The following is an 18,855-nucleotide window of genomic DNA, read 5'->3' as shown; positions in this document are numbered from 1 at the left end:
GCCCCCTCCGACGCCTTCAGCGCCACCTCCCCCTGGCGGGGGAGGATCGCTTCAGCCCCCCCTCAGAACTTGAACCCAGCCGCAATCCCATACCGCCGCGGGTCGATCGTGAAGATATTCGTAAACAGCCCCGACGACTGGTCGCCGACCGCCTGCCCCGTGATCGAGTCATTGTTCGTCAAATTCTGCACGAAGCCGCGCAGGAACCAGCGGTCGTCGGCGCCGTTCAACTGCACCTGCGCGTTGACCACCTCATAGCCCTGCACGCGGTCAACCAACTGGTTGAAGATCGATGCGGTGAAGCCGCCGGTGTAGTTGAGATCCACGCGGGGCACGATCGACATGCCATTGCCGAACCCGATCGTGTACTGCGCGCCCGCCGAGAATTTGTAGGTCGGTGCTTGGGGCAGCTTGCCGCCGCGGATGTTGACTCCGACGCCGTCGATGACGCTGTACGGCAGCGCACCGGTCGGCACACCGAACAGCGCACGGAGTGGCGCCGGTGGATTGGCCGCGGTCGCGGCGAGAACCGAGCAAAGGCTGTACGCGCCGGTCGTGTTGGTCGACGGGATCGACACGGGTCCGCGCAGGCCGAGACCTGAGTTCACCGCGGCGACATAGGTGTTCACGCCGACGATATTGCCCGCGGTGGTCGGCACGACCGCGCAGTTGGCGGCGCTTTGCAGGTCCTTGATGATCACCGCGTCGGAGCGGCCGCCCGACGGATCGCGCGGATTGACCAGGAACTTGTCCGCCGACACCTCGCTGTGGAGGTAGCTCGCGTTCATGTTGACGACGAACGCGGGGATCGGGCTGAGGATCGCTTCCGCCTCGACGCCGTAGACATTGGCGTCGACATTGTCGTTGACCGCGGTCCGCGCGACGATCCGGCTCAGCTGCAACTGCTTGTACTTGTAGTAGAAGCCCGTGACGTTGAGCCGCAACGCGCCGTTACCGAACGTATTCTTCGAGCCGATCTCGAACGAGTCGATCTTCTCGGGCGTGAAGGTGGTCGGCACCGAGAAGGTCGCGGGCAAGGGCGGATTGATGCCGCCCGACTTGTAGCCGCGCGAGTAGGACGCGTAGATCAGATTGTCGGGCGAGATCTTGTAGTCGATCACCGCACGCCCCGTCAGCCGCGAGAAGCTGACCTTGTCGAGCGCATATTCCTGCACCCCGGCGCGCGTGGAGTCGAAGTCGGTGGTGGTGTAGTTCAGCCCCTGCGTCATGTTCGACGCGCCGATCGGGGTGAGCACGTTCAACGTGATGTTGCGCGCCTTCACGTCCTTCTCGTCGTGATTGTAGCGCAGGCCGAGCGTCAGCTTCAGCTTGTCGTTGAACTCGAAATAGGTCTCGCCGAAGATCCCGTAGGATTTCAGGCGGAAATCGTCACCGTCGTTGCGGTAGAACGGCGTCGCGAGGAACGCGTTGCCGTTGACGCCCGGGATCGCCGCTGAGCTGGCTGCGCCGAGCACGCCCGATGCGTAATCAAGCCCGAACGCGTTGACGAAATAGTCGGTGTTCTGGCTGCGCGAGTCCACATAGATGCCGCCGAGCAGGAAGTTGAACATGCCGTCGAACGAACTGTCGATATGCGCCTCGGCCGAATATTGCCGGTTTACCTGGCGCGAGCGATCGACGTCGAGGCTCTGCGCATAACAGCCGATGCCGTTGCCGCCGAACACGCCGACATTGTTCGTATCGGCACCCGACTGGCACGCGCCGCCGGCCGGGCCATTGGGGATCAGCACGGAACGGACGCCATTGAGATAGCCGGTGTTGACCAGCGCGCCGCCGGGCAGCGGGATCACCACGCCGGGGCGGCCGATCGCGTTCAGCGTGTTCAGGCCGACATTGGCCGCGAGTGGGTTCTCGACTGCGAGGTTGAAGTCGGTCGTGCTGTCGACCGTGTTGCGTGAGAACCCGCCCGTGAAGTTGAACGAAACCGGACCGAAATCATGGAAGATCTTGGCCGTGTACTGCTCTTCCTCGGCGAAATAGGTCGGGTTGGAATCGATCCGGACGGTGCGGACGTCGCCGGGATTGACGACCCCGGCATAGGTGTCGGTCGCATACAGGTTTTGCAGGCCGATCGCGGCAATCTCCGGATGCCCGAGCTGCGTGCCGGCGATCCCGAAATATTGGGTGGATGCGAGCGTCGCGGCCAGCGTCGAGTTGCCGTTCGGCGTCTCGTTGGCCAGCCGATCGGGAAGGCAGCCCAGGATGCCGGTCGGATCGCGGTGGCAGAGCTGCTTCTGGATGCGGCTGCGATTGTCCTTCTCGCGGAAATAATAGCCGATCAGGTCAACACGGGTATCGTTGGTCGGCTCCCACGACAACGTGCCACGGATCGAATACAGGTCGCGTCCGTCGATTTTCGAATTGTCATAGGTGTTCTTGGTATAGCCGTCGCGATTGAGATACGTGCCCGCGACGCGGATGCCGAGCGTATCGGTGAAGGGCAGGTTGATCATCGCGCGGGCGCGCTTCGAATCGTAATTGCCGTACTCGGCCTCGGCGGAGGCATGGACCCCCGACAGGTCGGGCTTGGCGGTGATGAAGTTGACCACGCCCGAGGTCGCGTTGCGGCCGAACAACGTACCCTGCGGCCCGCGCAGGACCTCGATCCGCTCGAGATCGAAGAACTCGCTTTCGAACAGTCGCGTGGTGACCAGCGGCATGTCGTTGACGTGGATCGCGGTCGCCTGGTCGCAGGTCGCGCCGACGCAGAGGTCGCCGATGCCGCGGATCGTGAAGCTCGACGTGGTGAAATTGGTCTTGGTGAAGGTGACGTTGGGCAGCGTCTGCTGGAGCGCACTCGGGTTGACGATCTGCTGCTTCGAGATCGTGTCCGCGGTAAAAGCGCTCACTGCAATCGGAACATCCTGCAAACGTTGCGATTGGCGTTGCGCGGTAACCACGATATCCTGCGACGCATAGGCACTGGCCGCGGTATCGGCGGGCGTGGTCTGCGTCGATGTGCCGGGCGTGGATGGCGCCTCTTGCCCGGGGCCATTGGTGGGGCCGGGGTTTTCAGCCGATGTGGTGGTCGTCTGAGCCATTGCCGGCGCAATCGACAGGAGTATCATCGCCGAGGCGGCGAGCAATTCGAACTTGGCCATGTCAGTCCTCTCCCCGATCGTGCCGGTCTGTGCCGATTCACGATTTAGTTTTTCAGGTATGGCGAAGTAACGACGAAAACGATCTAGCGTCAACGCATTTTGAAGCCTGGATTACTTGGATTTATGGCGCGTTGCTCAAATGAAACAGTTGCAAAAGAGGACCCATGTTCTGATGTTTGGGTATGCTGACAAAGGGTGTTGCGATGCGGGATGAACTGAACGGGGCCGAGGAGCGGTCGGTTGATGGAGATGTACTCGGTCCCGACGGCAAGGTGATTGTGCCCGAAGACGTAGCGTCGGCGATCCGTACGCTGATCCGCTGGGCGGGCGACGATCCGACCCGCGAGGGGCTGCTAGACACGCCGCGTCGTGTTGCACGTGCGTGGAAGGAATATTGCGCGGGCTATGGCGACGATCCGGCGAAACATCTCGAACGCGTGTTCGAGGAGGTCGGCGGGTATGACGAGATCGTCCTGCTGAAGGACATCCCGTTCCAGTCGCATTGCGAGCATCACATGGCGCCGATCATCGGCAAGGCGCACATCGCCTACCTGCCGCGCAATCATGTCGTTGGCATCTCGAAGCTCGCGCGCGTGCTGCACGGCTTCGCGCGGCGGCTCCAGGTGCAGGAGCGGCTGACCGCGGAAGTGGCGGACTGCATCTGGGACAATCTGAAGCCGCAGGGCGTCGCGGTGGTGATCGAGGCGAGCCATGCCTGCATGACCGCGCGCGGTGTCCGCACGCCGGGCGTGACGATGGTCACCAGCCGGATGATGGGCGTGTTCCGCGACGACGAGCGCAGCCGCAAGGAAGTGCTGGCCTTGATGGGGCGCGGCGTTTGATGCGAACCGTCCTGGTGACGGGCGGGGCGAAGCGGTTGGGTGCGGCGATCGTCCGGCGGCTGGCTGCCGACGGGCATGCCGTGGTCGTGCATCAGGGACATTCTCCCGACGAGGCGGCCGCGCTGGTGGCGGAGATCGTCGACGGGGGAGGGCGTGCTGCTGCGGTGCCTGGGGACCTGAGCGATCTAGGCACGATCGGCGACCTGTTTGCAGCCGCACGGTCGGCAATCGGCGGGGCGATCGACGGGCTAGTGAACTGCGCGTCCAAGTTCGAGTTCGACCGACCGCCTACCGTCGATCCGATGCTGTTCGCCGAACTCGGCGCGATCAATTGCGGCGCGCCGGTGTTGCTCGCGTCCGCGCTCGCGTCGCAGGACGACGTCGCGGACGGCGCGGTGGTCAATGTGCTCGACCAGAAGGTGGCGAACCTCAACCCGGACTTCTTTTCGTACAGTTGCGGCAAGATCGCGCTGGAGGGGGCGACGACGATGCTCGCACAGGCGCTCGGACCGCGCATCTCGGTCAACGCGGTATCGCCGGGGCTGACCTTGCCGAGCGGAGACCAGAGCGAGGACGAGTTCGCGGAGGTGGCGAGCGACAATTTGCTCAAGCGTCCGGTCGGGGCCGAGGCGGTCGCGGATGCGGTCGCGTGGCTGCTGACAGCAAGGGGCGTGACAGGGCAGAATGTGTTCGTCGACTGCGGACAACGGTTTCTGACGCGCGACGGCGACGTGATGTTTGAGGGACGACATGGCTGAGTTCACGACGATCCTCGACGGGCTCGAGGTCATGATGCGGCTCGGCATCCACCCGCACGAGGTCGCGCCACAACGCGTGGTCGTTTCGGTCGAGATGACGGTCGTGTATCCGGGGCCGCTTGGCGAAGACGCGATCGGGGAAGTGCTCGATTACGACTTCGTCCGTTCAGGCATCCTGGCGATGGTAGCGGAGCGCCCGTTCGCCTTGCAGGAAACGCTTTGCGAGGCGATCGCCGCGCTGTGTCTGGCGGACGAGCGGGTGCGGCGGGTCGAGATCGAGACGATGAAGACCGACGTCTACCCCGATGCCGCGATCGGCTGCCGCATCGTGCGGGAGCGATAGTCCTTCGACCGGACGCATTTGGTTTCACAGTCGGAAGGTGCCGATCCTAGAGCCGGTTCGTTCTCTCTCCACGAACCCGATCCGGAGACCAAAGTTGAAAATTCTCGTCGTCCTCACCTCGCACGCCGATCTCGGCGATACCGGCCGCAAGACGGGCTTTTGGCTCGAGGAACTCGCCGCGCCCTATTACGTGTTCAAGGATGCGGGTGCGGACATCACGCTAGCGTCGCCGGCCGGTGGCCAGCCGCCGCTCGACCCAAGCAGCGCCAAGCCCGACGCGCAGACAGATGCGACCCGGCGTTTCGAGGGCGATGCAAAGGCCACCGCGGCGCTCGCCGACACGCGCAAACTGTCCGAGATGCGGATCGCGGACTATGACGCGGTGTTCTATCCGGGTGGGCACGGACCGCTCTGGGATCTCGCCAACGATCCAGCATCGATCGCGCTGATCGAGGACGCGATCGGCGCAGGCAAGCCCGTCGCCCTCGTCTGTCACGCACCCGGCGTGCTGCGCGACGTGAGGGCCGCCGATGGTGCGCCGCTCGTGAAGGGAAAGACCGTCACCGGCTTCACCAACACCGAAGAAGCCGCGGTCGCGCTCAGCGATGTCGTACCGTTCCTGGTCGAGGACATGCTGCAGCAGAAGGGCGGCACATATTCCAAGACCGCCGACTGGGGCGTGTACGTGGTCGAGGACGGCCTGCTGATCACCGGCCAGAACCCCGCCTCGTCAGCAAAGGCGGCACAGGCGTTGCTGGCGAAGCTGGCGTAAGGAAAAACGGCCACCGGTTGAGCCGGTGGCCGTACTTTCGAAGGTCAGGCGCGATTGGCGGCGCTCAGGACCGCACGCACCGACGCCGTCGCGATGTCGCTGTCCATGCCGACGCCGAACACCGTCTTGCCCTCGGCCGTCCGGCATTCGACATACGCCGCCGCCTGCGCATCTGCGCCGTGGCCGATCGCATGCTCGTTGTAGTCGACCACGTCGAGCGTAGGCCCGGTCGACTCCGCGATCGCGGCGATCACGCCCGAGATCAGCCCATTGCCGCGTCCGGAGATCGACCGCTCCTCGCCATCGATCGCGACGCGGCCGATGAACACGCGCTGCCCTGACGCACCGCTCTCCTCATAGTCGCGCAGTTCCACCCGGTCGTCGGCCTGCGGCATGTAGGTCCGCTCGAACAAGCCCCAGATATCCGCCGCGTTCAACTCGCGACTGGTCTCGTCGGCATAAGCCTGCACGTGCCGGCTGAAGTCCGCCTGCAACCGTTTGGGCAGCTTCAAGCCCTTGTCCTGCTCGATCACCCAGGCGACGCCGCCCTTGCCCGACTGCGAATTGACACGGATCACCGCCTCGTAGCTGCGGCCCAGATCGGCGGGGTCGATCGGGAGGTACGGCACCTCCCACAGCGTGTCGTTCTTCGCCTCCTGCGCCGCGAAGCCCTTCTTGATCGCGTCCTGATGCGAGCCCGAAAACGCGGTGAAGACCAGGTCGCCGGCATAGGGCGTGCGCGGGTGGACGGGGATATTGGTGCAGTAATTGACCGTGTTCACGACGCCGTCGATGTCCGACAGGTCGAGCTTCGGGTCGACGCCCTGCGTGTACATGTTGAGCGCGACGGTCACGAGATCACAATTGCCGGTGCGCTCGCCATTGCCGAGCAGGCAGCCCTCGACGCGGTCCGCGCCCGCCATCATGCCGAGCTCCGCCGCCGCGACGCCAGTACCGCGGTCGTTATGCGTGTGCAGCGAGATCGCCACCGCGTCGCGATTGCGGATGTTGCGCCCGAACCACTCGATCTGGTCGGCGTAGATGTTCGGCGTCGCGCACTCGACGGTGGCGGGCAGGTTGAAGATGATCGGATTCTCGGGCGTCGGCATGAGGACGTCCATTACCGCCTCGCAGACCTCAAGGCTGAAATCGAGTTCGGCGGTCGAGAAGGTTTCCGGCGAATATTCGAACTGCCAGCGGACGTTGGGCTGCTTGGCGGCTTCGTCGCGCAGCACCTTGGCGCCGTCCACAGCGATCTGCTTCACCTGCGTGCGGTCCATCCCGAACACGATCTTGCGCCACGCCGGCGAGACGGCGTTGTAGAGATGCACGATCGCGGTCTTCGCGCCGACCAGGCTGGCAAAGCTCGTCTCGATCAGGTCGCGGCGCGACTGGGTCAGCACCTGGATCGAAACGTCGTCAGGGATCCGCCCGGTCTTCACGAGGCCCGAGATGAAGTCGAACTCGGTCGCACCCGCACTCGGGAATCCGACCTCGATCTCCTTCAACCCAACCTTGCAGAGCAGGTCGAAGAAGCGCGTCTTCTTTTCCGCGTCCATCGGGTCGATCAGCGCCTGGTTGCCGTCGCGCAGATCGGTCGACAGCCAGCGCGGCGGTTTGACGATGGTCTTCGACGGCCATTGGCGGTCGGGCAGGTCGACTTGCGGGAAGGGACGGTATTTGGTCGATGGGTCGCGCAGCATGGCTCGTGTCTCTCGTATCGTCGGGAGCGTTCGGGTCAGCCCTTAGGCGCGAGGCGCGGGGCATGGCCACCGCGCAAACGATCGGCGCGCCTAAGGGCGCGTAAGTCGGAGCAGCAGGAGGCGGCCGTGCGTCATTAATGTCGTCCTATCGCGCGGACACGTCCCGTGTCCAGCGCGATAGGAATTTTTGACAGATTATTGCGCGGAGAACGCAGCGTTGATCGTCAGATCGACCTTATCCGACACGACCGGAGCGTAAGCGCCGATATTGAAGTCGCTACGCTTGATCGAGGTCGTCGCGCGGAAGCCGAAGTTGAGCTTCTTGTTCATCGGGTTCGCGCCGGCGCCGATGAATGTCGCCTGGAGCACGACCGGCTTGGTGACGCCCTTGAGCGTGAGGTCGCCGGTGATCGTCGCCTTGTCGCCGGTCGCGACGACCTTGGTCGAGACGAACTTGGCGGTCGGGTAGGTCGCGGCGTCGAAGAAGTCCTTCGACTTCAGATGGTTCGCGAACGGTGCCGAGGTAACCGAGAGCTGATCGATCGCAAAATTCACTTCGACCTTGGTCGCGTTCGGCTTGGCAGGATCGATCGTGATGCTGCCCCCCGACGCGCCAAGCTGCCCTTCGAGCATCGAGAAGCCCATGTGGTTGACGGCCCACGTCACCTGCGTGTGGTTGGGGTCGACGGCGTAGGTGCCGGCGGCAACGCGTGCCTTGACGGGGGCGCCGGGGACGCCTGCGGTCTGGGCCAGTACGGGCGCGGCGGTAAGGGCGAGGATCGTGGCTAGGACTAGGCGCATGCGGGGTCTCCTGTTTGACGCGCGATGCTGGCCGAGCGGGGCGGGCGCGTCAAACGACGTTATGCCAACGCTGTGTTTCGGAATTGGGTCGGTGGGGGGGCGCTCGCGTTTCCGGTAGAGTGCACCGCCAGCTCTCGTTCCCCCGCGGAAGCGGGGGCCCAGCTAAACCCCGATCACCGCCCGAGATCCTGGGCCCCCGCGTTCGCGAGGGAACAGTAAGGGAGAACGCCCTTACCTTACACCACCACCCCGGCGAAGGCCGGGGCCCAATTGGGGACGTCGCTAACGGAAGACAGCGTTCCGTTACTCGAACCTTCCCAATTGGGCCCCGGCCTTCGCCGGGGTGGTGTGGAGCGTGCGGGAACGCCAGCCCGTCGGCCCCGGCGAAGCCGTGCCCTATGGGCAGGCTCCGTCGTGCCGGCCGCGCTCACGCGCTAACGCGCGCCCGCGTCAGTTCTTCGCCTTGTCAACGAGAGCATTCTTCCCAATCCAAGGCATCATCCCACGCAACTCCGACCCGATCTTCTCGATTGGATGCGCCAGCGCCTGCTTGCGAGCCGCCTTCAGTTCCGGCTGCCCCGCACGGTTGTCGAGGATGAAGTTCTTCACGAACCGCCCCGACTGGATGTCGGCGAGGACGCGCTTCATCTCGGCCTTGGTCTCCGACGTGATGATCCGCGGACCCGTCGTGATGTCGCCATACTCTGCCGTGTTCGAGATCGAGTAGCGCATGTTGGCGATGCCACCCTCATACAGCAGGTCGACGATCAGCTTGGTCTCGTGCAGGCACTCGAAATACGCCATCTCCGGCGCGTAGCCGGCTTCGACCAGCGTCTCGAACCCGGCCTGGATCAGGTGGGTGATGCCGCCGCACAGCACGGCCTGCTCGCCGAACAGGTCGGTCTCGCATTCCTCGCGGAAGTTGGTCTCGATGATCCCCGAACGACCGCCGCCGACGCCGCTGGCGTAAGCGAGCGCGATGTCATGCGCGTTGCCGGACTTGTCCTGGTCGATCGCGATCAGGCAGGGGACGCCGCCGCCGCGGACATATTCGCTGCGCACGGTGTGGCCGGGGCCTTTGGGCGCGATCATGATGACGTCGAGATCGGCGCGCGGCTCGATCAGGCCGAAATGCACGTTGAGGCCGTGCGCGAAGGCGATCGTCGCACCCTGCTTGAGGTCGTCATGCAGGTCGGCAGCGTAGATCGCCGCCTGATGCTCGTCGGGCGCGAGGATCATGACGATGTCGGCCCAGGCTGCGGCTTCCTTGTTCGACTTGACCGCGAAGCCCGCCTCGATCGCCTTCTTCGCGGTGGCGGAGCCCTCGCGGAGTGCGATTGCGACGTCCTTGACGCCCGAATCGCGGAGGTTCTGCGCGTGCGCATGGCCCTGCGAGCCGTAACCGACGATCGCGATCTTCTTGTCGGTGATGAGGTTCAGGTCGGCGTCGCGATCGTAATACACACGCATTGGATTCTTCCTTCTTTCGTCATTCCGGCGGACGCCGGAACCCAGGGTTCCAGGCGGTGCCGATCGTGGCTCTGGGTCCTGACTTTCGTCAGGATGACGCAGTAATTCAGGCTGGCTCTTTGCCGCGGGCGATCGCGACTATGCCGGTTCGGGCTACTTCGATCAGACCGACTTCACCCATAAGTTCGACGAACTTGTCGATCTTGTCGATCCCGCCGGTGACCTCGAACACGAAGCTCGACGTCGTCGCATCGACCACGCGCGCGCGGTAGACGTCGGCGAGGCGCAGCGCCTCGATCCGGTGGTCGCCGGTGCCGCGCACCTTCACCAGCGCCAGCTCGCGCTCGACGTGCGCGCCCTGTGCGGTGAGGTCGGTGACCTTGTGCACCGGCACCAGCCGGTCGAGCTGAGCGATGATCTGCTCCATCGTCGCCGGCGAAGCGCTGGTAACGATGGTGATCCGGCTGACCGACTTGTCCGCAGTGATCTCCGACACCGTCAGGCTCTCGATATTATAGCCGCGCGCGGTGAACAGGCCGGCGATCCGGGCGAGGATGCCCGGTTCGTTGTCGACGATGACGGCGAGCGTATGCCGCTCGGCCTTTTCCTGGGAAATGTGCATCTTAAACCAGCGCCTTCGCTTCGTCGTCCATCGTGCCGGACACTTCGTTCGCCTGCAGGATCATGTCGGTATGCGCCGCGCCAGACGGGATCATCGGGAAGCAATTCGTCAGCTGCGACACGCGGCAATCGACGATCACCGGGCCGTCATAGGCGAGCATCTCGGCGATCCCGCTGTCGAGCTGGTCGCGCGTCTCGATCAGAATACCCTTCCAGCCATACGCCTCGCCGAGCTTGACGAAATCGGGCAGCGAATCCGAATAGCTCTCGGCATAGCGGCTCTCATAGGTGAGCTCCTGCCACTGGCGGACCATGCCCATATACTGGTTGTTGAGGATGAAGATCTTCACCGGCAACCGGTATTGCGACGCGGTGGCCAGCTCCTGGATGTTCATCTGGATCGAGGCCTCGCCGGCGATGTCGATCACCAGGGCGTTCGGGTTGCCGAGCTGCGCGCCGATCGCGGCAGGCAGTCCGTACCCCATCGTGCCGAGACCACCGCTGGTCAGCCACTTGTTCGGCTTCTCGAACCCGAAATGCTGCGCGGCCCACATCTGGTGCTGGCCAACCTCGGTCGTGATGATCGGTGACTGGGCTTGAGTCGCGTCGAACAGCGCCCGGATCGCGCGCTGCGGCATGATCTCGTTCGGGTCGTTCTCGGGGAAATCGAGACACTTCACCGCGCGCCAGCCGGCGATGCGACGCTGCCAGTCGGTCGTGTCGGGCTTGGGATGCTGGCGGCTCTTCCAGATCCGGACCATGTCCTCGAGCGCATGACCGACGTCCGCGATGATACCGAGATCGACGCGCACCGTCTTGTTCACCGACGAGCGATCGATGTCGATATGCACTTTCCGCGAGTTCGGGCTGAACGCGTCGAGCCGCCCCGTCACGCGGTCATCAAAGCGCGAGCCGAGCGCGACGACGAGGTCGGCCTGGTTCATCGCCATGTTGGCCTCGTACGTGCCGTGCATCCCGAGCATGCCGAGCCACTGAGGGCCAGACGCAGGATAGGCGCCGAGGCCCATCAGCGTCGACGTCACCGGCGCGCCGGTGATGCGGACGAGTTCGCACAGCAACTGGCTCGCGGCCGGACCCGAATTGATGATGCCGCCGCCGGTGTACAGGATCGGCCGTTCGGCCGCGGCGAGCATGTCGACGAGCTGCTCGATCTGCGACTGGTCGGCCTTAACCTGCGGGCGATAGGTCTTGTGCTGGATCGGCCCCGGCTTTTTGTAGCGCGCGGTCGCGACCTGCACGTCCTTGGGAATGTCGACGACCACCGGCCCCGGACGCCCCGAGGTGGCGATGTGGAACGCCTCGTGGATCACGTCGCCAAGCTTGGCGGGATCCTTCACGAGGTAGTTGTGCTTCGAGCAATGACGCGTGATGCCGACGGTATCGGCTTCCTGGAACGCGTCGGTGCCGATCAGCGCGGTCGGCACCTGGCCGGTGATCACGACCATCGGGATCGAATCCATCAGCGCATCGGTGATCCCGGTGACCGCGTTGGTCGCGCCGGGACCCGAGGTGACGAGCACCACGCCGGGCTTGCCGGTCGAGCGGGCATAGCCCTCGGCGGCATGCGTCGCAGCCTGTTCGTGGCGCACGAGGATGTGCTTGATCCGGCCACTGCGGAACAGCGCGTCGTAGATCGGCAGCACGGCACCACCCGGATAGCCGAAGACGACCTCCACGCCGAGATCGCACAGCGCCTCGATCAGGATATCGGCTCCACTCTTCTCGGTCATTTCATATCATCCTTTGCGAGAACGCTGCCTTTAGCGTCTCGTGGTGGGGCCGGCTACCGATATAAAAGATGCGTGTCAAACATCATTTGAGCAATATAGTTTCAAATTGCTGCAGGCGCGTTGGGAGATCGAGGGCTTCGGTGCGCGTCCAGATAGCGGGAGGCTGGTGCCGGAGCCACGTATATTGGCGCTTGGCGTAGCGGCGCGTGGCAAGCGATCCGGCGGCGATGGCATCGGCTTTCGAGGTCTCGCCGCGAACGAGCGCGGTGATTTCGGGGACGCCGATCGCGCGGCGTATCGGAGCGTCCTGTGGGATGTCGATGCGCGCGAGCAGCGCGGCGATCTCCTCGCGGCTGGTGTCGGCCATTTCGGCGAAGCGCTGGTCGATGCGCGTGTTGAGCCAGTCGCGGTCGGGGATCAGGATGAGCGCGCGAACGTCGACCGTATCGCCGATCCCGCCGACCTTCTCGGTCTGCCAGTCGGCGAGCGTGCGGCCGGTACCGCGGACGACTTCGAGAGCGCGGGCGACGCGGGTTGTGTCGGCTGCGTTGAGCTTGGTCGCGGCCTGCGGGTCGAGTTGCGCGAGCGCGGCGTGCGCCTCCGCCACGGGGAGGGCGCGGACATCCTCGCGAAGGGCCGGGTCGATCTCGGGAACAGGCGCGATACCGTCGAGCAAGGTGCGGATATAGAGCCCGGTGCCGCCGACCAGGATCGGCAGCTTGCCCTCGGCGAGCGTATCGCGAATCGCCAGCGTCGCCTCGGCAGCCCAGCGCGCGGCGGAGTAGCTCGCGTCGGCGGCATCGACATGGCCGAACAGCCGGTGCGGGGCGAGCGCTTCTTCTTCTGCCGACGGGCGGGCGGTGAGGATGCGGAGGTCGGCATAGACCTGCGCGGAGTCGGCGTTGATGACGACGCCGTCGTAGCGCGCGGCGATGGCGAGCGCGAGCGCGGACTTGCCGCTCGCGGTCGGCCCTGCGATGAGCGCGACCTTCGGGAGAGTTTCTATGTTCACGGCAACGCTTATAGCCTCGGGCACGCTGACCGCAGGCGATATTTCGACCGCGATGGACCGCCTGCGCGACGCAGGCTGCGCACCGGGTGCGAGCGGCTGGATCGATGAGGGGGATGCCGCCGACCTGATCTTCGGGATGGCGCCGGATGCAGCGCGGGCTGCGCTGGAGGGTGCGTTCGTCGGTACCGACGTGGTCGTTCAATCGAGCGTGACGCGTACCAAGACGCTGCTGGTCGCCGACATGGACTCGACGATGATCACCGTCGAATGTATCGACGAACTCGCCGACTATGCCGGTATCAAGCCGCAGATCGCCGAGATTACCGAGCGCGCGATGCGCGGTGAACTCGATTTCGAGGCGGCACTAGATGCCCGCGTGGCGCTGCTGAAGGGGCTGGCGGAAAGCGACGTCGAACGCTGCCTAACCGAACGCGTGAAGATCATGCCGGGCGCGGCGGCGCTGGTGCGGACGATGCGGTCGCGGGGCGCTCTGGCGGTGCTGGTATCGGGCGGCTTCACGCGGTTCGCGGAGCCGGTGGCGAAGCAGATCGGGTTCGACCGTGCGATCGCCAACGTGCTGGAGATCGAGCGTGGCGTGCTGACCGGGACGGTGACCAAGCCGATCGTCGGGTCGAATACGAAGCTTACGACGCTACGGGCCGCGATCACCGAGCGGGGGATTGCGGTGGAGGAATCACTCGCGGTCGGTGATGGCGCGAACGATCTGGCGATGATCGAGGCGGCCGGACTGGGGGTGGCGTACCACGCTAAGCCGATTGTGGCCGCGGCCGCCGCCGCGCGGATCGATCATGGCGACCTTACTGCGCTGCTCTATGCGCAGGGTATCGCGAAGCAGCACTGGGTTTTGGACTAGCCGTTCTTGCGATCCTCCCCCGCCAGGGGGAGGTGGTGCCGAAGGCGACGGAGGGGGCGGACACGGAACACTGGTTTCGCTTACCTCCCCCTCCGTCTGGTAAGTGCCAGCCACCTCCCCCTGGCGGGGGAGGATCAGAGGTGGCGCGTCAGCCCTTTGCCAACGGCGTACCGCTCGCGTTGCACACGTACGTCGCGAGTTCTTCGCGTAACGGCAAACCCTTGATCGGGCGCAGCGGACCATCATGCGCTACGTTGGTCTCGACCAGCGCGCGGTTCGGGCCGACGCCGAGGACGTGGAACAGGCGATTGGCGCAATCCGTCTCGGTGCGCGCATAGGCGACCTTACCGTCATGCTCCTGGCGCAGGATCGCGATGATCGTGCCACTTGCCGCTTTCCGCTCGCGCAACAAGAAGTGGCGTGACGTCGGATCGGAGGGGGTAGGGATCAGCCGGCCCTTGACCGTCAGCTGCTCGGGCTTGGGTACCGCCACCTCGGTCTCGGCGAGGTTGCGCAGCGATACGCCATTATCCGCCATCGCATCGGTATTGGTAGTCGCAGGCTGCTCGCCAGAACACGCGGCCAACAGCGTTGCGCCGGCAAGTGCCAGCGCCAAGGTCTTCGAAATCATTCATCTAGCTCCCGGTCGATGTCGAAACGAAACGACCGGTCCGGCTATTTGATCCCTACCGCACCGGATCGCTGGACCGTCGGGTAGCAGGCGACGTCGCTCAGCGCGCCCTCTTGTCGAGGCCACGATCCGTTCGCGCCACGGTCTTCGGCGGGACGGCAGGTTCGCACACGCGACGGGTGGGTTGGCAGGCTATGCCCACTGTCGAACATCCTTTGATGCCGCTTTCGGTGGGGCACGCGCGGCATTGCTGCTTGATCTGGGTGCAGGTCGACGGCGCCGACACCAACGCCAGGGTCAGGAACAACATTCGCACGTCCTTATCAGGAGTATCGGGCTTATCAGGAGTATCGGGCTTATCACGAGTATCCGGCTCGTCGCGACCATCCGGTGGATCAGATCAGGGCGCGACAATCACGCAGGGCACGCCCGCCGCCGAGCAAGCGCGCGTCGCATCCGCCTTCGATGCGAAGCCGCCCGCCTGGAGCCGGGTCACGCTGCCCGCCTTGGGATAGGAAGGCTGTGCGCCACGGAGCTTGCCGCGAACCTTGTTCCACAGCGTCTCGGCATTGCTCTGGTCGCGGAAGGCGCCAAGCTGGATGCGCCAGTTGCCGGTCGCACGCGCTGGCACAGGCGTCGGCTTCGCGACGGCAGGCTTCGGTGCGCTGGCTTTCGGTGGCACGGGCTTGGGTACGGGTTTGGCTACCGGCTCCCGCGTGGGGGGCTGAACGCGGGCGGGCAGCGAACTCGGCGCCAGCCTGGTCGGGCGCGGCGTTTCGGCGATGCGGGACGGCGGGACGGGCGTCTGTCCGACCGTCGAGCGCGGTGCTGCTGCGGGCCTGGCCTGCAACGCATATTGCTGCGCCAGTGCGGTGCCCTTCTCGCGGTCTGCGGGCGAGATATACTGGTCCATCTGCGTCAGCGTCTGCGAGGCGGACTGCAACCCGGACGCCGACGCGCGGGTCATCAGCGCATAGGCGCGCGGAAAATCGCGCGGGACGCCGTCGCCGTTGAACAGCATCGTCCCGAGTACCAGCTGGGTCCGCGGTTCGCCGCGCGCAACCGACTTCTCAAGCCATGGCAGCGCGTCGGATTTCTTCCCCGCCTGGAACAGCGCGAGCCCGTAATTGTCCTCGGCCTGCTGATGCCCCTGCATCGCCGCCTTGCGGAACCAGCTCTCGGCGAGCGCCGGATCGAGCGGTACGCCGCGGCCGAGCTTGTACGCCTGGGCGAGATTGAACTGCGCATCGGCATCGCCGCCGATCGCGAGCGGGCGCCATTCGCCGACCGCCTTCGGAAAATCGCCCTTGGCCCAGGCATCGACGCCGGCCTTCACGTCGGCCATCGCGGGAACGGCGACGAGCACGCCGCTCAACGCGACCGCACCCAAGAGAAGCTTCCCAACCGTCATCGCTCTACCTCAACATCCACTCGTCGCTACCATGCCGCCGTTCGGCGCGCATGGCAAAGGGAGCTTGTGCGGATTTCGTACCAATGTCGCTTGATTCGAACCCATTATGAAGCCGCGTTAACCGCTTCTTAGAGCCGCGCATGGCACTCCCGTCGCGAATACCAGGGGTTGGGCCGATTATGCGCGTTCTAGCGTTCGCATCGCAGAAGGGGGGATCGGGGAAGACGACCTTGACGGGTCATCTCGCCGTCCAGGCCGAGCGTGCCGGACACGGACCCGTGGTCCTGATCGACATCGATCCGCAGGGGTCGCTGACCGACTGGTGGAACGAACGCACCGACGAAGACCCCGCCTTCGCCCAGACCACGGTATCGCGGCTGGCGGCGGATCTGGAGATCCTTCGCCAACAAGGCTTCAAGCTGGCGATGATCGATACGCCGCCTGCGATCACGATGGCGATCCAGAGCGTGATCCAGGTCGCCGAACTGATCGTCGTGCCGACCCGGCCCAGCCCCCATGATCTGCGCGCCGTCGGCGCCACCGTCGACATGTGTGCGCGGGCCGGCAAGCCGCTGATCTTCGTCGTCAACGCGGCGACGCCGAAAGCGCGCATCACCGCCGAAGCCACGCTTGCCCTGTCGCAGCACGGCACGGTGGCGCCGACGATCATCCACCAGCGCACCGACTTCGCGGTGTCGATGATCGACGGACGTACCGTTATGGAGCTGGACCCGAAGAGCAAGTCGGCCGCCGAGATCGAGGCGTTGTGGACCTATGTCTGCGACCGCCTGGAAAAGAACTTCCGTCGTACCGTGTTCACCGTGCCGACCGCCGCAGGGCATCGCCCCGCCGCCGGTGGCTTCGGCCGTCGAGTGGTCGGCTAAGACCATGGTCCAGCCGAAACCCGCCGCGTCGCTGTCGTCCTCGCTGCTGGCGCGCAAGGGCGATGCACGCCCCGCGATGCGCGCGCAGGACGAACGCGCGCCGGACGATGCCGGCGACGATCTGGGCTGGAACGACATGGGATCGCCCGTGCCGCCCGTGTTGATCGAGCGCGAGGCGTTGAAGGCCGGAATCGAGACGCCGCCGATCGCCGTCGCCGATGTTTCGCTCGCGACTGCCGTACGGATCAGGCGCCAGGCGGCGCCGACGACCCCGGGATCGAAGGCGGCGTTCACGTTGCGCCTTGATGCCGACCGGCATCTGCGGCTTCGGCTGGCGAGTGCAATCACCCGACGTTCGTCGCAGCAACTGATGACCCAGGCGCTCGACGCTTTCCTGCAATCCTTGCCCGAGGTGGAGGCGCTCGTCGCGCAACTGCCGCCCGCAAGACCCAAACGTTGAAACAGGGATCATCCCGATGAACACGCGCGCACTTCTCCTCGGCGGCATATCGGCCCTCCTGCTTGGCGGTACGATGGTCGGTTGCGCCGCCAATGGCGCCATGAGCAACGGGGGCGTCGCCTCGGCCAGCGATCGCAGCGAGGCGCTGGCGTCGAAGGGCGCGGCGCGCGACGCGGGCAAGGCGCAGATCGCGCTCGCCAACCGCAACGGATCGGCGGCTATCGGTCTTGCGGAGAATGCCGTCGCGCTGGTGCCGCGGTCGGCGGAGTATCGCATGCTGCTCGGGCAGAGTTATCTCCAGGGCGGTCGGTTCGCATCGGCATCCCGCGCGTTCGAGGACACGCTCCAGCTATCGCCGGGCAACGGCAAGGCTGCGCTGAACCTCGCGCTGGCGCAGGTCGCGACGGGGGACTGGCAGGCGGCTCGGCAGACGCTGGCGGCAAACGCTGCGATCATCCCGGCGACCGATCGCGGGCTGGCGCTATCGCTGGCAGGGGACACGGCCGGCGGCATCGCGGTGTTGACCGAGGTTGCGCGTTCGCCGGCGGCGAGCGCCAAGGTGCGGCAGAATCTGGCATTGAGCTATGCGCTGGCAGGGCAGTGGCCCGCGGCGCGCGTGGTCGCCGCGGCGGACATGGCGCCGGCCGACGTCGATGCGCGGCTCGAACAATGGGCGACGTTCGCGCAACCCGCCAACGCATCGGACCAGGTGGCGGGGCTGCTCGGCGTCCGTGCGGTGGTCGATCCTGGGCAGCCGGCGGCGCTGGCGTTGAACGCGCCCGCGCCTGTCGTGCCGGGCGTTCCCGAGCAGGCCCTGGCGGCGGCCGATCCGGTCGAGGTTCCCGGCGCGCCGCTTCCCGTCGAAACGGCTGCGGCACAGACGGCGGGGCCGGTCGCAGGCTTCTCCAAGGTGTCGTTCGGACCGCGGCAGGAGGTTGTCCAGTCGCTGCCGTCGATGATGATGCGCCCGGCCGGTGGCCCGATCAAAATTGCCGCGGCGCCCGCGCAAACGGGTCGTGGCATGGCGACCGCCGCGTACCGGGTGAAGGCTGCGGCGACCGGCAACTGGTACGTGCAGCTCGGCGCGTTCGAAAGTGCCGGCGTTGCGAAGGACGCCTGGGGCCGCGCCGCGCGCCGGTTTGCGGTGCTTGCCAGCTATTCGCCGAACGGGACGGCCTTCAAGGCGAGGGGCGAGGATTTCTACCGGCTTTCGGTCGGCGGGTTCAGTCGGTCGGCGGCGGATGCGATGTGTCGCCAGTACCGCGCCACGGGCGGGGCGTGCTTCGTCCGGCAGGGCGCTGGCGATACGATGGCGCAGTGGTTGCGCAAGCCAGGTATGCAGATGGCGTCGCGGTAAGCGCGCGCGCCCGACCTACATCATAAACGCCACCACGGCGGAG

Annotated in this window: 18 protein-coding genes; 8 read left to right on the top strand and 10 right to left on the bottom strand. The window is 65.6% G+C overall.

Features of this window, described 5'->3' with window-relative positions; translation table 11 throughout:
• Nucleotides 1-62 precede the first annotated feature (62 nt).
• Nucleotides 63-3,122, bottom strand: coding sequence for a TonB-dependent receptor (locus IFT67_RS03370; protein ID WP_192145033.1), 3,060 nt, complete (start codon nt 3,120-3,122; stop codon nt 63-65).
• 203 nt (nt 3,123-3,325) lie between these two features.
• Between IFT67_RS03370 and folE the strand changes: the two genes are divergently transcribed.
• The 4 genes from folE (at nt 3,326) to IFT67_RS03350 (ending at nt 5,837) form a co-directional block, all read left to right on the top strand.
• The gene (gene folE / locus IFT67_RS03365) at nt 3,326-3,964 is read left to right on the top strand and encodes a GTP cyclohydrolase I FolE (protein WP_107962235.1); all 639 of its coding nucleotides are present in this window, start codon (nt 3,326-3,328) and stop codon (nt 3,962-3,964) included.
• Entirely contained in the window at nt 3,964-4,722 is a 759-nt protein-coding gene (locus IFT67_RS03360) for an SDR family oxidoreductase (protein ID WP_192145032.1), read from the top strand. The genes folE and IFT67_RS03360 overlap by 1 nt, the downstream gene beginning before the upstream one ends.
• Complete coding sequence (locus tag IFT67_RS03355; protein WP_192145031.1) at nt 4,715-5,065, top strand: dihydroneopterin aldolase; 351 nt, start codon at nt 4,715-4,717, stop codon at nt 5,063-5,065. The genes IFT67_RS03360 and IFT67_RS03355 overlap by 8 nt, the downstream gene beginning before the upstream one ends.
• Nucleotides 5,066-5,159: 94 nt before the next feature.
• The gene (locus tag IFT67_RS03350; protein ID WP_192145030.1) at nt 5,160-5,837 is read left to right on the top strand and encodes a type 1 glutamine amidotransferase domain-containing protein; all 678 of its coding nucleotides are present in this window, start codon (nt 5,160-5,162) and stop codon (nt 5,835-5,837) included.
• A 44-nt stretch (nt 5,838-5,881) separates the two neighbouring features.
• Here IFT67_RS03350 and leuA read toward each other — a convergent pair whose 3' ends face one another.
• The 6 genes from leuA to miaA form a co-directional block, all read right to left on the bottom strand.
• On the bottom strand, nt 5,882-7,540 hold the full coding sequence (gene leuA / locus IFT67_RS03345; protein WP_192145029.1) for a 2-isopropylmalate synthase: 1,659 nt from the start codon (nt 7,538-7,540) through the stop codon (nt 5,882-5,884).
• Nucleotides 7,541-7,735: 195 nt separating this feature from the next.
• Entirely contained in the window at nt 7,736-8,341 is a 606-nt protein-coding gene (locus tag IFT67_RS03340; protein WP_192145028.1) for a YceI family protein, read from the bottom strand.
• A gap of 450 nt (nt 8,342-8,791) precedes the next feature.
• Nucleotides 8,792-9,811 (bottom strand): ketol-acid reductoisomerase, encoded by a 1,020-nt coding sequence (gene ilvC / locus IFT67_RS03335; RefSeq protein WP_192145027.1) that lies wholly within the window; start codon nt 9,809-9,811, stop codon nt 8,792-8,794.
• Between the two features lie 106 nt (nt 9,812-9,917).
• The gene (gene ilvN, locus IFT67_RS03330; RefSeq protein ID WP_056048113.1) at nt 9,918-10,433 is read right to left on the bottom strand and encodes an acetolactate synthase small subunit; all 516 of its coding nucleotides are present in this window, start codon (nt 10,431-10,433) and stop codon (nt 9,918-9,920) included.
• A 1-nt stretch (nt 10,434) separates the two neighbouring features.
• On the bottom strand, nt 10,435-12,183 hold the full coding sequence (locus IFT67_RS03325) for an acetolactate synthase 3 large subunit (protein ID WP_187504607.1): 1,749 nt from the start codon (nt 12,181-12,183) through the stop codon (nt 10,435-10,437).
• Between the two features lie 82 nt (nt 12,184-12,265).
• Nucleotides 12,266-13,195 carry a tRNA (adenosine(37)-N6)-dimethylallyltransferase MiaA gene (miaA, locus tag IFT67_RS03320; RefSeq protein WP_192145026.1) on the bottom strand — a complete coding sequence of 310 codons (930 nt, stop codon included), beginning with the start codon at nt 13,193-13,195 and terminating at the stop codon, nt 12,266-12,268.
• On the opposite strand from miaA, the gene serB reads away from it, so the two are divergent.
• Nucleotides 13,188-14,069: a phosphoserine phosphatase SerB gene (gene serB / locus IFT67_RS03315; RefSeq protein WP_192145025.1), complete on the top strand. Its 882-nt coding sequence runs from the start codon at nt 13,188-13,190 to the stop codon at nt 14,067-14,069. The two genes, miaA and serB, sit on opposite strands and share 8 nt — an antisense overlap.
• Nucleotides 14,070-14,217: 148 nt before the next feature.
• On the opposite strand, the gene IFT67_RS03310 is transcribed toward serB, so the two are convergent.
• The 3 genes from IFT67_RS03310 to IFT67_RS03300 form a co-directional block, all read right to left on the bottom strand.
• Nucleotides 14,218-14,700, bottom strand: a complete 483-nt coding sequence (locus IFT67_RS03310) for a hypothetical protein (protein ID WP_192145024.1) — start codon at nt 14,698-14,700, stop codon at nt 14,218-14,220.
• Nucleotides 14,701-14,800: 100 nt separating this feature from the next.
• Nucleotides 14,801-15,010, bottom strand: coding sequence for a hypothetical protein (locus IFT67_RS03305; protein ID WP_192145023.1), 210 nt, complete (start codon nt 15,008-15,010; stop codon nt 14,801-14,803).
• A 90-nt stretch (nt 15,011-15,100) separates the two neighbouring features.
• Nucleotides 15,101-16,111 carry an SPOR domain-containing protein gene (locus IFT67_RS03300; RefSeq protein ID WP_192145022.1) on the bottom strand — a complete coding sequence of 337 codons (1,011 nt, stop codon included), beginning with the start codon at nt 16,109-16,111 and terminating at the stop codon, nt 15,101-15,103.
• A 179-nt stretch (nt 16,112-16,290) separates the two neighbouring features.
• On the opposite strand from IFT67_RS03300, the gene IFT67_RS03295 reads away from it, so the two are divergent.
• Genes IFT67_RS03295 through IFT67_RS03285 form a run of 3 tightly spaced genes read left to right on the top strand, consistent with a single transcriptional unit; the run spans nt 16,291 to nt 18,812 of the window.
• Nucleotides 16,291-16,995: an AAA family ATPase gene (locus IFT67_RS03295; RefSeq protein ID WP_192145021.1), complete on the top strand. Its 705-nt coding sequence runs from the start codon at nt 16,291-16,293 to the stop codon at nt 16,993-16,995.
• Nucleotides 16,996-16,999: 4 nt separating this feature from the next.
• Nucleotides 17,000-17,455 carry a hypothetical protein gene (locus tag IFT67_RS03290; protein ID WP_192145020.1) on the top strand — a complete coding sequence of 152 codons (456 nt, stop codon included), beginning with the start codon at nt 17,000-17,002 and terminating at the stop codon, nt 17,453-17,455.
• 16 nt (nt 17,456-17,471) lie between these two features.
• Nucleotides 17,472-18,812: an SPOR domain-containing protein gene (locus IFT67_RS03285; RefSeq protein WP_192145019.1), complete on the top strand. Its 1,341-nt coding sequence runs from the start codon at nt 17,472-17,474 to the stop codon at nt 18,810-18,812.
• Nucleotides 18,813-18,855 lie beyond the last annotated feature (43 nt).

This window comes from Sphingomonas sp. CFBP 13728 (assembly GCF_014841895.1).
In the GTDB taxonomy this organism is placed as follows: domain Bacteria; phylum Pseudomonadota; class Alphaproteobacteria; order Sphingomonadales; family Sphingomonadaceae; genus Sphingomonas.
The sequence above is the reverse complement of the archived record's forward strand: the minus strand, read 5'-3'. Positions and strand labels throughout refer to the sequence as shown.

Excerpts from the sequence above, each read along its gene's own strand:
- IFT67_RS03300 (WP_192145022.1), bottom strand. The coding sequence starts at position 16,111 with ATGACGGTTGGGAAGCTTCTCTTGGGTGCGGTCGCGTTGAGCGGCGTG.
- IFT67_RS03370 (WP_192145033.1), bottom strand. The coding sequence starts at position 3,122 with ATGGCCAAGTTCGAATTGCTCGCCGCCTCGGCGATGATACTCCTGTCG.
- leuA (WP_192145029.1), bottom strand. The coding sequence starts at position 7,540 with ATGCTGCGCGACCCATCGACCAAATACCGTCCCTTCCCGCAAGTCGAC.
- ilvN (WP_056048113.1), bottom strand. The coding sequence starts at position 10,433 with ATGCACATTTCCCAGGAAAAGGCCGAGCGGCATACGCTCGCCGTCATC.
- IFT67_RS03295 (WP_192145021.1), top strand. The coding sequence starts at position 16,291 with ATGCGCGTTCTAGCGTTCGCATCGCAGAAGGGGGGATCGGGGAAGACG.
- IFT67_RS03340 (WP_192145028.1), bottom strand. The coding sequence starts at position 8,341 with ATGCGCCTAGTCCTAGCCACGATCCTCGCCCTTACCGCCGCGCCCGTA.
- folE (WP_107962235.1), top strand. The coding sequence starts at position 3,326 with ATGCGGGATGAACTGAACGGGGCCGAGGAGCGGTCGGTTGATGGAGAT.
- IFT67_RS03305 (WP_192145023.1), bottom strand. The coding sequence starts at position 15,010 with ATGTTGTTCCTGACCCTGGCGTTGGTGTCGGCGCCGTCGACCTGCACC.
- IFT67_RS03285 (WP_192145019.1), top strand. The coding sequence starts at position 17,472 with ATGAACACGCGCGCACTTCTCCTCGGCGGCATATCGGCCCTCCTGCTT.
- ilvC (WP_192145027.1), bottom strand. The coding sequence starts at position 9,811 with ATGCGTGTGTATTACGATCGCGACGCCGACCTGAACCTCATCACCGAC.
- IFT67_RS03310 (WP_192145024.1), bottom strand. The coding sequence starts at position 14,700 with ATGATTTCGAAGACCTTGGCGCTGGCACTTGCCGGCGCAACGCTGTTG.
- IFT67_RS03360 (WP_192145032.1), top strand. The coding sequence starts at position 3,964 with ATGCGAACCGTCCTGGTGACGGGCGGGGCGAAGCGGTTGGGTGCGGCG.
- IFT67_RS03355 (WP_192145031.1), top strand. The coding sequence starts at position 4,715 with ATGGCTGAGTTCACGACGATCCTCGACGGGCTCGAGGTCATGATGCGG.
- serB (WP_192145025.1), top strand. The coding sequence starts at position 13,188 with ATGTTCACGGCAACGCTTATAGCCTCGGGCACGCTGACCGCAGGCGAT.
- IFT67_RS03290 (WP_192145020.1), top strand. The coding sequence starts at position 17,000 with ATGGTCCAGCCGAAACCCGCCGCGTCGCTGTCGTCCTCGCTGCTGGCG.
- IFT67_RS03325 (WP_187504607.1), bottom strand. The coding sequence starts at position 12,183 with ATGACCGAGAAGAGTGGAGCCGATATCCTGATCGAGGCGCTGTGCGAT.